The organism is Aporhodopirellula rubra (genome assembly GCF_014192335.1).
Classification (GTDB): domain Bacteria; phylum Planctomycetota; class Planctomycetia; order Pirellulales; family Pirellulaceae; genus Rhodopirellula; species Rhodopirellula rubra.
Map to the genome: position 1 here is coordinate 46147 of NZ_JACHXU010000028.1, position 16356 is coordinate 62502.

At 59.3% G+C, this 16356-nt stretch carries 1 protein-coding gene (only partly in view); it reads left to right on the forward strand.

Translation table 11 applies throughout. From position 1 onward, the window contains the following. On the forward strand, positions 1-16356 hold the 5' portion of the coding sequence (locus FHS27_RS26720; RefSeq protein ID WP_184308820.1) for a hypothetical protein. The gene runs 10914 nt beyond the window's last position; 16356 of the gene's 27270 nt are visible here — the first part of the coding sequence; its start codon is at positions 1-3; its stop codon lies off the right edge, out of view.

Sequence of the window (16356 nt, forward strand, 5' to 3'; positions counted from 1 at the left end):
ATGAATATCGACTTTCTGCTCCAGCAGTTTCGTACACGCTCCACTCGCAAGAACTCCAAACTCGCGAGTCGCAAACGCAAGCAGAGCAAACTCGGCACCCGTCTATCACGAATCGAATCGCTCGAGCAACGGCAATTATTGGCGGGTGACTTCGAAATTGAGGGGAACATCCTCTCAAACAAAATCGTGATCAGCACGTCGGGTGGCAACCTGAATTGGTCGCTCGACGGTGTCGCCCAAACATCCAAACCGATCGCCGAATTTGACAACCTGAAAATCGACGGTTTGGGTGGCAACGACACGATCCACATCTACGGTGCGTTTGACATCGGTGCATCGAAGAACCTCCAGATCATCGGTGAATCCATCTTCATCGGCAGCGACGGCACCGGCGGCGGAACCGGCACGTCCACCAACGTCGCGACCACGACGTCTCTGACCGCAAACAACATCACGATGTCGAGCGTCGGCGATGAGATAGGCGCAGGGATTACGGACAATTTGCCGATCTCAATCGCGTTGGACGATCGACTGATCATGGTCGGTGATAACGTGACGATCGATGCCAACGGCAAATTGGACCTATCGGCAAACCGCACGAGTTCGTTCATCGGTGGCAAACGACCGTTCGGCTACGGCGAAAAGAACGTCGACATCCGAATCGGCTCCGCAGACATCGACGCCGCCTCGGTCAGTATCAATGCCACGGCAGCGGACGAAAACCTCGCCGATCAATTACCCGAATGGGCCCAAAACAACATCTTTGGCCCCATTCAAGAATACATCAACGACGGCATCCTGCCGAACATCCCCTTATCGGTGATGATCCGCGAGAGCGGTGCGTCAATCGACCTCGCGGGAACGCAGATCACCGCCTCAGGCGACATCGAAATCAACTCGACGACCTCCGTGGACGCGTCCACAGACGCGGTCGCCGTGAAAGACACCGAAGACACGTCCGGAAAGTCGGCGCTCGGAAAGATTCTCTCCGCAGCCAACAACCTCAGCGCGGGATACAGCCAAGCGACCTCGCGTTCGATCATCAACGTTTCCGGCGGCGCGTCGATCACCGCCAACACCGGCAGCGTCTCGATTATCTCCGATGCGACCACCACCGCAGAAGTTTCGGCGAGTACCGAAATCAACGCCGATGCGGATGAACTCGACGACAAAGACGAAGCCGCCGAAGGTGACGAATCAAAGAAAGAAGCCTCGCCGGCAAATACGAACGCGCTCGGTGCCTCGATCGCCGTGTCCAACACGAAGACGACCAGCACCGCAACCATCGCTCATGGCGTGACGATCAACGCCGCCGGGAACGTGAACATCCACGCAATCGGCGACGTCACCAACGCCGCTACCAGCGGACTGGAAATCTTTGTCGACGGACGCGGCGGGATCGGCGTTGCCGTCGGACTCGACGACGCGAATATCACCGCGACCGTTGACGGCAAGATCACTGCGGGCACGGCGACTTCCCTCATCGGATTCGCCAAGACCGATGCCGACAAGACCGTCAGCTCGATGACCAACACGATCGAGATAGCGGACCACGGTTTCGAAACCGGCGAGGAACTCATCTACCTCGCTCAAGACGCGACCGACCTGAGTGACTCACCGACCGTTGGAACTGCAATCGGCGGATTGACGCACGGACAAACCGTTCGCGTCGTCGTGATCGACAAAGACCACATCCAACTCACCCGAGAAAGTTCGATCGATCTGGATGCGAGATTGATTGAGGCCGGAACGACTCACACATTGCAACAAAGCGATGCGATCGTCATCGATCCCACCGCCGCGGGCGTCGTCAACACGGCCGATAATACGATTGCAGTCGGCAATACGGTGTTTACGGTCGGACAACGAGTGAAGTACGTCATCGGTGGATCCGATCCTGATACCCAGCCGATCGATTCACTCCGACCGATCGGCGGATTGGCTGACGGCGAGACTTACATCGTCGCCGAATACGACGGAACGGGCAAAACGATCAAACTGTCTAAGCCCGTTGCCGAGGGCGATCCGCTCGTCGTGATCAACCTGACCTCGGGTGCCGTTGGCGACTCGCATGCGTTCGGATTTACCCACACACCGATCAGCTTTCAACCAGCAACGACCGTCGACAACGACGCAGATCACATCACCTTCACCGCTGACCACGGGTTCGTCACCGGTGACCAAGTCACCTATCGCACTGACCCGACCAACGTCGGCACACAGACATACGGCCAATCCGCGTATCTGGCCGCAGCGGCGATCACCCCGGCAACGACCACCAGCGTTTCCTCTTCGACGATCATCAACGCTGCCACCAACGAGATCACGCTGCCCAATCACGGTTTCGAAACCGGGCAAACGGTCCAGTACACTGCCGCGGGCAACACGGCGTTCGGACTATCCGAAAGCACCGATTACTACGTCGTCAAAGTCAGCGGCGACGTGATCAAGCTCGCAACAACGCAGATCAACCCGTCAGCCAACATCGTTAACCTGAGCGATCCAGGAACGATCACACTCGGTGCGGCTATCACGAGCGACTATGTCGTCGTCAGCTTCGACGGTTCACGCACCTCGCCTTTGATTAACGGCAACCAATTCAACATTCCCCAACACGGCCTCGTTGACGGAACCACAGTCGTCTATCGCACCGGTGGAGGCGATGCCGTCGCACCTTTGATCCCCAACGAAACCTATTTGATCGATGTCGTCGATGCGAACACGATCCAGTTGCAAACCACCGCCGGTGCGCCGATAACGATCACCGGCGGCGCCACACTCGGTGCCGACTTCCATGCCTTCGAAGTGCTCTACGGTGACGCCGATGTCGACACCGAAACGTTGTTCTTAACCGATCACGGTTTGCTGACGGGTGACCTCGTTACCTACCACGCCGACGGTTCGAATTTGTTCGGGCTCGTCGACAACACTACCTATGAAGTCGACGCCGTCAGCCTCGATGAGATCAAACTGCGTGTCGCTCCCACCGGTGACAACGCGGTCGGATCAGGCAGCGTGATGAATTTGACCACCGCGACCGCGGGACAAACTCACCGACTGACCGCCAACGATTCCGATATTGAGATCACGTTCACTCCGTACGTGACCGCGCCAACCGAAACCATTGGTCTGGTTCGATTCGATCCGACCGCTGGCCCCACCGTCAACGCGACCGACAATACGATCACGTTCCCCGGTCACGGTTTCGTTGACGGCGACGTGATCACTTACCTCAATGATGGCGGCGTCGATATCGACGGCATGACTGCCGGGACGCAGTACACCGTTTCGGATGTCGATGGCGAAACGTTTAAATTGCACGACGGCGTCGGTGAAGTTGACCTGACCGACCCGACAAATGTGAGCGGAAACAACCACTCCTTCGAACGGCTCAGCCAAATCACCGTTGGCGACTCGGCAATCCGTGGCCTCGGCGGCGGACAAACCTACTACGTCACTCGGATCAACGACAGAACCATCCGATTGAGCGAAACGCGATCAGACGCATTCGCGTCCGCACCGATCGAACTGACCGTCTCGGGCGGCACATCCACGAATCATTCACTGCAGACGATGATGGGTTCGGGCATTAAGGTCGCCGCATCGCTGACCGCGTCGAACGCGGTTGAAACGGGCGCCGGTATTGGTGATGAACCAAAGGCACGCGATAAAATCACAAAGGGTCAACGCCAAGTCAAACGGGACGACGATGACGATTCCGACAGCGACGACTTCGGACTGAGCAATTTTTCGGGCGAAGCCGGTGAAGCGTCCGGTCAAGTCGACAACATTAACAGCAGTTTCTCGATCGCCGGTGCGGTCGCATACAGCGATTTCACGCACACGGTTCTCGCCACGACGGGGCCATTGTCGGAACTTGAATCCGACGGAGACATCGCGATCACCGCCGAGACCGAGCAATCGGTCAGCGTCAAATCGCAAGGCACTGTGATCTCCGATGGCGGCGACGAAGCCAGCGACGACGGCGATCCCAACACCGAACCCAAGAAACGCCGCGTCCGCGACAAAGACAAAACCTTCGCCGCCGGACTCGCGCTCTCGATCGGAAATTTCACCAACACGGTCGACGCCACAGTCAGCGGCGGCAGCCAACTCGATGCGAAACAAGCCATCGACGTTACGAGCGAACTCAACTATCCGATTCTCGCCGATCCGTTCTGGGTCGATCCGATCGCCGCACTGCCCTTCGGCGAATTGACACGCTCGACGATCGAAAACGGATTTGATGCCGAGACGTTCTTTTCCACTGACTTCCGCGAGGAACTGAACACGTCGATGGGTCCTGATTTGGGACTTGGCGAGACCGTCAACATTTGGGCGTCCACCCAAGTCGCCGGCAACGGGACCGATCCTGAAAACAACCCGGCAGGAGTCGAGGGCGCCGCCAAGTACACGATCGCGGCCTCGATCGCCGTCGTCGACTATGACAACCACTCCGGTGCAACGATTGGCGACGGTGCACAAATCAACCAAAAGGTCGCCTACCAAACGAACGAACAGAGTGTCAACGTGGACGCGTCGACCAACATCGAACTGGTGAATCTCGCCGGTATCGTGACGATCTACGCCTACGCTGAAAACATCGCCAACGTGGCCAAGGGCAAAGAGAAACTCAAAGACACCCTTTCACCGATCGGTAATCGGGCCGGTGTGGCGGGTCTGGGCGGATCGGCACTCCTGCAAACGATCGATAACGAAACTCTTGCCACGATCGGCGACGGTGCACTCATCCGGGCCGGCAACGATGGCGACGTCAACGTGTCGGCCACCGAAGTCATGGTCAGCTACGATCTCGTCCAAGCGGGCGGCGAAGCGGGCAAGGTCGGTGTCAGCGGCAGCGTCAGCGTGCTCAACCAAGACAACACCACCATCGCGCAAATCAAAGACGACGCGGTCGTCTCGGGCGGAAACATCAGCGTCCTCGCCGACGACGAAACATCGCACGTGTCATTGGTCGGTGCGATGCAGACGGCGGGCATTGCCGCGGTTGGAATTTCGGTCGGCGTGCAAGACGTCAATCGTGAAACGGCAGCGATCGTCGGCGAAAAAGGGAACAGCCTCACGCCGCCCGCATCAGGTAGCACTCTCGACATTGATGCCGACGGAGACATCCTCGTCGACGCGAACACGTCAGGATCGCTGTGGACGCTCGGCATTGCCGGCACCAAAGTCAGCAAAACCAAAGCTCGTAACGCGACCGCGAAATCGCCTAAGAGCAGCGGCGCCAAAGGGAAGAACTCCTTCACCAGCGGCATCGGCCTCGCCGGTGACGTCACCTGGAACTCTGTCACCGATTCCACGCTCGCCTACATCAACACGTCCGGCGACGTCGACGCGACCGGCGACCTGACGGTTTCCTCCCAAAACGAAACCAGCATTTCCGCCGTCTCCGGTGCAGTAGCCACCGCCAAAGCCGGCGGTCTCGCACTCGCCCTGGCCGGATCGTTCGCACGCAATGATCTCGAACTTGACACTCAGTCGTGGATCGCGGGCACCGACGTCCACGCTGATGGCGACGTCAGTGTGACGGCCGATGCCGAATCCGACATTCTTGCCATCACCGCGGGAGTCTCCGGTTCGAAGAGCAATCGCAAGAGCGGCGCGAGCGTCGGGATCGCAATCGCCGGTTCGTTCTCCTGGAACACGATCGACTCGGACACCCTCGCGGTCATTGACAATGCAGACGTGACTTCCGGCAGCGACATCTTGGTGCAGGCAATTGATGCCTCCAACCTGCTCGCCGTTTCCACCGCCGTCACCGCCACGCTCGCCAAGACCACGAAGGGTGCCGCCGTCGGCGTCGCCGCGTCGGGCTCGGGAATGATGAATCAACTCGACCGTCAACTCGTCGCGGAAATCCGCGGCGCCTCGGTCGTCACTGCGGGTCTCGATGACGGCGATCTCGGAACGACCGAAACCGGCCACGTTCATGTCCTCACCGAAGATCAATCGGGCATCCGTGCCTACGCCGTCGGGGCTGCGTTGTCGCTTGCGTCGGGTTCATCGGGAACGGCCGTCAGTGTCGCCGTTGGGGTCTCGATCGCCGAGAACGAAATCGAAGGACAAACGATCGCCCGCATCTCCGCCGGCAGCATCGTGACCAGTGACGACGAAGTCCGCGTGGTCGCACAAGCGTTGGGCCGTCCCGGTGAAGCTCTCGGTGGCGGGCTTTCCCAGACCGACCTCGACGACGCGGCCAAAGCCGACTCCGACGATGAAGACACCGTCGCCAATGAGTACAACACTGATCGTTCGGCGGACGCGACGATCAAAGCGACGCTTTACCAACAAATCTTTGGTGTCCCCGCACCGGCCGGACAAGTCCTGACGCTCTCGCAACTCGGCACCGAGACCCTCGAACCGGTCGAAGACGCCGACGACGAAGAACTCACCGATGAAGAAAAAGCCGCTCGCGACGCGCAGCAGTCAACCGACGAGGACGCTCAATACGAACAAGACCTCGCCAGCGACGGCAGCGAAAAGGAAGACGACGCCAACCTCGCCGGAACGTCGTGGATGTTCGTTGACGAAACCGCCGGCAAGACTTACATCATCTTTAAAGAAGGCGAAACGCTTACCTTTAGCGAATCGTCGATCTCATCGGTGGCCGTGGCCGCATCACTCGCCGCGTCCGGTGGCAAGAACGGACTCGCTGCGTCCGGCGGTGGAGCCTCGACCGGCAACACGATTTTGACCGAAGTCCTCGCGACCATCGTCGGCAGTACCGTGATTGTCGACGTGGCCGATGGCGATGAAACATCGAGCGGCAATCTCGATGTGATCGCGACCAGCCAAGCCGGCATCGTCTCAACGGTAATCGCAGCCGCCGCATCGGCGTCGTTTTCCAGTTCCAGCGGCGGATCGCTCGCCATCGGAGCCGCCGTGGCCGACAACACGATCGGTGACACCAGTTCGTCGAACAACTTCGGTTCGACCCGCGCGATCATCGATGGTTCGAAAACCCTGATCGAGCACGACGTCAACGTCAGCGCGATCGCAGGCCAACGGATCAGCACCACCGTCATCGCGGGCAGCGTCGCGATCAGCGGCTCATCATCGACCGCCGTTGGACTCGCCGGCGCCGGTGCCTCGGTTGAGAACACAATCAACGCGGACGCCGAAGCCGCCATCAAGAACGTACCGGCGCCGACGGACGAAACCGATCATCAATTTTATGCTCAAGACGTTTCCGTGGTTTCGGAAAACACATCTGAAATCAACGCTCTCGCCGGAGCCGCCTCGCTCGGAATCGCCGTCGCGGGCAGCAACGCGGTGTCGGTCAGCATCAGCGTCGGACTCGCCAAAAACACGATCACGTCACAAACGCTCGCTTCGATCGACAACGCCCATTTTGAACGCGCCGTGGACACGGGAACCGTCATCCCCGACAGCAGCCCTGAAGAAACCTATCTCGTCCGCGACTTCGCCGTCAACGATGTCACCGTGCGTGCGAACTCCTCCGGTTCGATCGACGCCATCGCCGCAGCCGCCGCCATCAGTGCGAGCTTCGGCAGCACCGGTGTCGCAGTCGCCGGTGCCGGTGCCGAAGCCACCAACCGTATCAACGCCACGACTCTCGCAACGATCGTTGACAGCCGCCTGTCCGCGAACGGTCACGTCGATGTCGATGCCGAACAATCCACCGCGATCGACTCGTTCGTCGTTTCCGCCGCGGTTGCGATCGCCGGTGGATCCAACGCCGTCGGCGCCGCCATCGGTATCTCGCTGGCTCGAAACATCATCGGTCAAGCCGACGTGGCCGTTGCGATCGATCATGACCTGACAGACCGCAGCATCACGATCACCAACGGACAAACCATCCAAGTCACCGCGGGACCTGGTGCCGGTGATGTCTATCGCTACATCGGCGTCCCCGCGATGAGCGATCCCAATCCGTCGGCCGACGAAAATTGGTTGACTCGATTGGATTTCAACGACCGTGAGAAATGGGAACGGGCCGACATCGCCCCTGTCGCCCAAGACATCAATGATCCAACGATCGGCAAAGCCGTCGGTGCGATCCTGCACAACTCCGCGATCGTTGCCACGGGCGATTTGACTGCCGACGCGGAAGCCCGTTCGAAGATCCAGTCATTTGTCTTCGCCGCCTCGGTCGCCGCCTCGTTCGGATCCAACGCGGCTGCCTTGGCCGGTGCCGGGGTGGGTTCCTACAACGAGATCACGCTCAACGTTGCCTCGACGATTGATGGCGAACACTCCGCACCGACAATCAAAGGCTATCGCGGAACCGACGGGGCGTTCATCCTCACGAATGATGCAGCGGAACTCGCCAACTTCTCTACGACATCCTTCCCGACCTACCACACCCGCAGCGTTTCGCTCGATGCCGACGACAACACGCAAATCGATTCGTTCGCCGGTGCTGCTGCGATCGCCGCCGCATTCGGTGCTAATGGGATCGGACTCGCGATCGGAGTGTCGCTCGCCACAAACGTGATCGAGAACGACGTCGACGCCTCGATCCGCGACGTGACTCGTGGCATGTACACGACCGGTTACTCAACCGTCACGACCGAGCGCACCGAAGAAGACATCAGCGGCGAAACCGTGTACTTTTTCACGCACACGATCGAAAACGAATACGAAGGCGACATTTCGCTGACGGCGACTGAAAACGCGACCATCGAATCGGTCTCGGTGGCCGCCGCCGTGTCGCTCGCGTTTGGTTCCGTCGGCATCGCCCTATCGGGTGCCGGAGCGACCGCAACCAACGAAATCAACAACGTCGTCACGACGACGATCGACAACTCCTTCGCGGTCGCCGACGGGGCGTTGATTTTCGCCGTCGAAGATCAATCACCTTCTCTGGACACTCCCGACCCTGACCTTGCCGAGACCGTGCTCATCGGGGTCACCCGGTCGGACATTCTGCTCGACGCCAAAAACACGTCGCATATCGAATCGAAAGTTTTCGCGGTCGCCGCCGCTGTCAGTGGCGGCAGCGTCGCCGGCGCCGGATCGATCGGCGTCGCCCTCGCCGACAACACGGTCGGAACCGAAGGCGCCGCGTCAGGATCCAACACGCACCAAACGATCGCATCGATCACCGATTCAACGGTCTCGGCTGGCAATGACATCGACGTGCTTGCCAAGAGTACCGAGACTGTCCGCACGCTGTCCTTCGCCGGTGGAGTCGCCATTGCCGCGGGCATTGGATTCGCCGGTTCCGCCACCGGAACGACCAGCGACACATCGCTGTCCAACGACACACACGCCTACCTCAGCCGAACGTCCGCCGGCGCGGGCGAAGACATCACGGTGAAGGCCACGGCCGATTCACGTGTTTTACGAGCCACCGGTGTCGGCGCCTCGCTCGCGGTATCACTCGGCGCGGTTTCGGTTGCCGTCACGCTGATCGAAAACACGATCGACGCCGACGTGCGAGCGTGGATTGACGACAACGATTCCGACGCCAACGACGAAGCCCTAAGAGTCATCGCGGTCGGCGACATCATGGTGATAGCCGACGCCGAAGCCATGCGGGTCGACAAAGTCACCGGTGTCGTCGCCTCGGTCTCCGGCGGCCTCGTCTCAGCCAGCGGTGGCGGTATGGACATTACCAACACGATCGCCAACGACGTCAAGGCGAGCATCGCCGATGGCGTTATCGTGCAGTCCAACGAAACCGTTACCGTCCGCGCCAACGAAGACGCCTACGTCGATGCGGACGCCACCGCCGTCACAGTCGCGATCAGTCTTGGTGCCGCAATCGGCGTCGCCACCGTCACGAACAATCTCGCCAGCACCGTGGAAGCGACCGTCGAATCGGCTCGCGTCGAAGGCGTTGACATCCTCATTCGTGCGGACTCGGATGCCCACATCGACCGCACCACGACCGCGGGCGTTTCAGCGTCACTCGTCGGAGTCGCCGCCAACTCGGCCAACGCCAACCTCAGCACCACGGTCAACGCGGTCGTCGACGACTCGACCGTCATCGCATCCGAAGAGTTGTCCATCCTCGCCGATGGAGAGAGCTACGCCCGTGCGGACGCGCTCGGTGGCGCATTCGGCGCCATCGCCGTTGGTGTGATGTTGTCGGAAATCAACCGTGGCACCGACGCCGCAGCTGATGTCACTTCGATGATCGACAACGGATCGGCGATTTCGGCAGGCAGCCTGATCATGTCGGCAACCTCCTACGACGACTTACTCGCCACCACGGTTGCCGCCGGTGGCGGTGTCGTGTCCGCATCGGCATCGGACAGTAGCATCACCAGCAACCAGAGCACGCTCGCCAAAGTCGGCACCGATGTCGTCGTTATTGCTGGCCCCGTCAGTATCACGTCGGGCAACACACAACACGCCGACTCGACAGCCGATGCGTATTCGGTAGGCCTCGCCACCGGAGCCGGTGCCGGCACCCACAACACGCTCACCGGTGATGCCGACATAGAAATCAATGGTGGCGCGGAAATCTACGCCGACCACTTCTCGATCGGCGCCACCAACCGCGTCCACAAAGACGGCATCGACAACGGATTCAACCTACAGAGCGGTTCGGTCGGGCTCGGTTCGCTAACCATCCTCGAGAGCCAAACCGACATCGGAACGACTAGCGATAACGTCGAAGCCTTGATCACCATTAGTGACGGAGCCTTGATCGAAGTCGATGGCGGAACGGCCGACAATCCCGGCCGGCTCGACATCGAATCCATCGTCGTTGCTGAAGCGTTCGACCGGACGAAGATCGAAGCCGTTTCCGGTTTCGGAGCCACCCACGCTAACAGCGATATCAGCTCAAACACGAACTCCAACGTCATCGTCACCGGCGCGTCGTTGATCAACAAACGGGGCGACGTCAACATCGCGACCGTACACGACGTCGGCCTCTTCCCGAGCAGCAATCTGTTCTCGGCAGGAGTGAGTGTCGTCGCCGGCGCCGATGCCAACGCCAACGCCAACGTCGACAACACCATCACCGTCGACGACAGCCTGATCCGTGGTGCTCAGGTACAAATCATGTCGGGGCGGAGCAACTTCCAAATCCCCAACCTGGTTTCACTCAGCAGTAACGTCGACGTCTTGACCGCCTCGCTCGGCCCCTCGGTCGCCGTCGGCACGCCCGACGCCAACGCGACCTACATTAACCGCGTCGAACTTGAGAACGGAGCCAGCGTCGAAGGTTTCAAAGACGTCGTGTTCGTAGCCGAACAAAACATCGACATCCCCGTTCGCGTTGACACCGACGGACTCGTACTCAGCCTCTCGCTCGTTCCCTATGGCTACGATGTCGGTGGCAACACCTCACGCAACGGCACGTCCGAAGTCACCGTATCGACCGGTGCGGGTGCGTCGCACGTCACCGCGGGCATCTACAACAAATCCGTGATGGTGGTCCGCAGCGTTGCGTTTGACCAACAAAAAATCACCGAAGCCGCCGGTGGCTCCGAACCCGCTCCCGCCGGATACGTTTTCGACCCCAACGGCGGGAACTTTGTCGAAGCCGACGGCGACTATGAGTTCGCTGAATTCCTCGGCCTCGATCTTGATTCACAAATCCCATACGAGTTCGCGACACTGACCGTCGATCAAATCGCGGTCGACGTCGCGATCGGGAATATTGTCACTGTCGAGAGCGGATACAACGACGGTGGCGTTGCGGGCCATTCCTACCGTTATCGGCCCGTCGACGCGCAAGGCAACATCCGTGCCGAGCTCGACGATCAACAACTCGTTCTGCAAAACATCGACTACTCCGACACCTCCATGTGGGAGCATCTCGGTGCCCTGACTCCATCTGAAGCCGAAACCGCATCGAACGAATCGGTCGTTTACACCAGCGGCCAAACTGCTGTCTTCGAAGCCAGCCTGAACAACAAGTTCTACGTCATCAAGAACCCCGACATCGACATGCCAACGCTGTCGTACCGCAATGTCGGAAACCTGTTGCTCGAACAACGCGAGCAGGTCATCGAATGGATGAACGCCCACTCGAACAACCCCGAAGCGATCGCGAGATACGAAGTCCAACTCGCTCAAATTGACGCAACGCTTTCTGATCTCGGCCTCACCGAACAACGCACGATCGAAGAAGCAGGCAGCAACGGCACCGTTACGAAAACGATCACCGTCGTCCGCGAAGAACTCGATGCGATGTTCATCGAACTGCCGAACATCTACGCCGCCCCTGGTTCGGTTTACGTCGATGCGACTGCGTCATTCGACTACAACCCCAACGTGATGGCTCGGGATGAATCCAGCATCACGATTGAAAACAACACGCCGTTCATCCCGATCGTCAGCGAGACCATCGTCCGCGACAACCGACGCGTCGTCGTGATCGACGATGAACTCGTGCAATTCGAACCCGGATTTGTCTACCACAACTATCGCAAAGTCCTCCCCGTCGCCGACCCGAATGCTCCTGCAGGACACGCCGGAGCGACGACCGGTGACAACTCGTCGAGTTTCGGTACCTCGACGATCACGATCACCAACAACACGATGACACCGACGGACGCGGGCATTGCCACTCCGAACACGGAATTGGACGGTGGCGGATTAGCCGACGGCGTCCCCACGTTCACCGCGCCGAACGACCTTTACATCAACGGCGACGTCGTCAACGAGAACGGCTCGGTTCACATCGTCAACGCATTCGGCAGTATCACCGTCAGCGGCGAAGTCCGTGGTGCGTCGGTCAACATTGAGGCCGGCAAGGACTTCAACCTTAACAGTGAAGACTGGCTGCACACCAATCGCGACCCTCGGCAGTACATCAACTATCAGTACTACCGTAGCGCCGTGTTCAACAAAGACGGAACGCCACGCTACCAAACGTTCGACGATGCCGACGAAGTCGGTGTCCCCCAATTCAAGGTCTATCGAATTCGATTATTCGGCAGCCATTACTTCACGTTCTACGTGCCCATCGCCGGTGGCGGTGGCAACAACCTCGAAGAATCCATCAACGAAGACGAATCCGCGATCACCGCCCAGGGTGCGATCACGATTACCGCTCGTCAACTCAACGTCAACGGACTCATCCAATCCGGCGTCGACACGATCACCGTCAATGTCCCTTCGACATTCCATCAAAATTCCTCAACGACATCTCTGACCGACAGCAACGGCAACGGAATCGGCGGGATCACGTTCACCAGCGACGCGGAACCCGTTTCCGTCCCCGTTAGCGGATACTTCGACGCGGCCAAACAAGCGATTGTTTTCAACCCGATCACTCCCACCGGCGGACGCATCACACTCGCCGGGCGGCTGATGTCGACAGGCAACGGACGCATCGTCGCCGCTCATGGACACGCCAACGTTAAGATCGATAACCAAAGCGGTTACGACGTCATCCTCAATGAGATCGACACCACGACCGACCGCGTCGGCCAAATCATTCTGCTCGACACGGAAAGTTTGACCAAAACGGTCTACACGATGAGCGACTCCGGCATGGAGGCTCGCAACTACGTCGGAGAGTTCATCGAAGGCGAATCAGACGCAGCATCCGGAGTCGACGCACTTTCGCGCATTGAATACTCACTGCACCCAACCGATCCGACCAGCACGGACGCCAGTCCCAACCCGGTCATGCAATACCGTCCAGGTATCGTCAACCAATTCGGCAGCAGCGATCCCGCTCCCGAACTGCTCTACGTCTGGGTCGAAGGCCAAGACAAAACGAAGGTCGTCGTTCAGAAGTACGAGAAACGTTCATTCAACCTGTTCGGTGACAACGCCTTCGGCGACTTCCTCGTCAAAGACGGATCCTTCAAATGGGAAACCGTTAACTTCCGCGACGCGTTTCCGATTCTCGAATCCGAAGTCCTCGTCGGTGTCGGCGAGGCAGGCTATCCCGTCAACGAACTAGGCCAACAATATGCCAACGGCAAAGCCTACACGATCAAGTATCACCAAGCTCCCGATGCCACCGTCGAAGTGGACCACCAAACCCACGTCTATATCGTAGGCGACAACCACGACGGACTGAACGGATCGAACCAGTACTACAAATACGTCGGTACCGTTCCCGCCGAATACGAACTTTCCAAACAGGACTACGGAAACACCGACAATTGGGAAGTCGTTGCGTCCGGTGATTTCCCGAAACCTTCGGGTGGCATTTTCCCAGGCAATGTCGTCGGCAGTGATTTTAAGAACGAGAGCCAAAACGCGCGTCGTTGGACCACCGGTGGTGGATGGCTGAGAAAGAAAACCATCCACACCGAAATCACCACGGCCACCGGTGTCACGGACTACTACACGCACACGCTCAAAGCCGACTACCCGATCGACATCTCGTTCATCGGGGGCGACGCCACGTCGACAATCGACATTCACTCCGGTGGGAACATCATCCTCAAAGGCGACATCGACGCGCCCGAAGGCAGTTCGATCCTGTTCAGCGCCGGCAAAGACGTTATCGGCGCCGGCACGGTCGGTTTCTACGGTGTTACGCCTGAAATCCACACCGGTGGCAGCATCGACGTGAACGTCGAAACCGACAACGGACCGCTGATCATTTCCGCCGGTGGTACCGTCCGCGTCGACGGCATCACCAACCAACTCATCCGGCAACAACAGGAAGAACAAAGCTACAACGATCTCGCACCCGCCGCCGAACCCGCGCCGGCAGCCTTTGCGAGCTTCGGTGCCGGTGAACCCGAGCCCACCCCGGGCACGATCACGATCGACCGCATCGACGCCACCGGTGACGTCTTCATCACCGCCGCCGAAGGAATCGTCGTCCTCGCCGATTATCAGCGTGACACGACCACCACGACCGAACCCGCCACCAACTGGCACATTCGCGGCAACCACATCGAACTGAAAACTCGTTCGGGAACCATCGGCGCCAACAATAGCCCGGTCCGCATCGACAGCAATATCTACGGCGATGGCGGGCTATCGGCGTTCGCTGAACTCGACATTCACGTCGAAGAGGAAACCGGCAACCTCGTGCTGCTCTCGCCTAAGAGTTACAGCAGCCAAGTGACCGCGGACCTTTCCGATCCCGACGCGACGAAAGAAGGCAAACCCGCCTCCGAATATCGCAAAGACATCTCCGTCCGCTCGCTCCACGGCAGCATCTACCTGACCACCCTCCACGGCGACATCCGGGACGGGATCGAAGAAGTGTTGCAGGGCCCGACGATTGACGAACTCAACGCCCTCAATGCCGAACTCGCGATCACGGACAAAGAGGCCCGCGAGGCCGTCGAGTACGGAATGATCAACCTCGAGTCGGGGCTGACCGAGCGTTATCACCGTTATTGGACCGAAACCCGAGGAGCCAGCCGCACCGAATCGATCGCTTCCGCGGTTGACGCGGCCAACGATGAACTCGTCTTCGGATCCGATCAAGGACTCACGACCGGTGACGCGGTGATCTTCAATCTCACCGAAGACACCTTCGTTGACATCGGATTGACCGACGGCAGGCTCTACTACGTCGTCGTCGACCCCGCGAACCCCGAACGCGTCGCCTTCGCCGCATCACACGCCGATGCCGTAGCCGTTACCCCAACGCTGGTTCCCCTCTCGCACGGTGGCCCCGTCGAAGCATCCGACTACTCGATCCGCCGCGACGTCGCGACCGAGATCAGCATCACGTCGATGAACCACGAAACCGATGTCATCACCACCTCCGCAGCGCACGGATTGTCCGACGGTGACGAGATCACGTTCGACATCGGATTGGTTCCAGCACGCGACGCACTGAGCGGTGCGAACTGGACCGCGAAAACGATCAACCACACGCAAGACGAAAACGACACCCAAGTCGTCAACCTCGCCACCGGCGATATCATCCTGTTGCTCAGCGGTGACCTCATTCACTACACCGGCACAGGCGAAACCGGTTTCGATTTGCAATCGGGCAACTTCAGCACCTCCGATTTCAACTCCTCAACAATTCGCCTGGACGCCCGCACGCTGAACTTCACCGATCGCGTCGAGTTCCTGCCAGGCGATTACGCCTTGGACCTTTCCGGCAATCTGGTGCAGTACTCCGGAACGAAAACCAAAGCCGTTGAACTCGCGGCAACGAGTCTCTCAGACACCGGTTCGTTTGACCCCACACGTCAAGGTCTCCGCGCCGGCGTCACGTACTACGTCGCCGAATCGACGGCGACGACCTTCAAATTGGGCATCACCCGTGCCGACGCGGCCATCATCGGCGGACACCTCGATCCCGAAACACCGTTCGACGGTTCGACCGATTACCTCACCGGCAAAACGCTCGATCTTCCCGAAATCAGTGGCGGGTTCGGCGACCTCTCGCAGCTCAATTTCCTGCGTTACCACTACACCACCAACGCCGCCGAAATCACCGACGAAACCCTCGGCCTGAACAGCACGATCCGC